We start from the raw sequence: 295 nt of genomic DNA, 5'->3' as shown, positions 1-295 counted from the left end.
TATGTTCGTAGGTGATGGCATCAACGATGCACCTGTATTGACAGGTGCTGATGTAGGTGGTGCTATGGGTAGTGGTGCAGACTCTGCCATCGAAGCAGCAGACGTGGTATATATGAACTCCAACCTAGATTCTGTATGGCGTTCCTTAAGTATTGCAGAACGTACCTTGTCCATTGCATGGCAAAATATTTTCTTCGCCATTGCTGTAAAAATTATCGTTATGGTGGCTGGTGTATTTGGCTTTGCAAATATGTGGGTGGCAGTTTTTGCAGATACAGGGGTATCCATTCTTTGT

The 295-nt window shown here is 44.1% G+C and carries 1 protein-coding gene; it reads left to right on the top strand.

Annotation, left to right across the window (positions count from 1 at the left end; translation table 11 throughout):
* The coding region (locus HMPREF3032_RS07755) for an HAD hydrolase family protein (RefSeq protein ID WP_156439327.1) at window positions 1-295 on the top strand (295 nt) is incomplete at both ends.

The organism is Veillonella sp. DNF00869, from assembly GCF_001553345.1.
Lineage (GTDB): Bacteria > Bacillota > Negativicutes > Veillonellales > Veillonellaceae > F0422.
The sequence above is the reverse complement of the archived record's forward strand: the minus strand, read 5'-3'. Positions and strand labels throughout refer to the sequence as shown.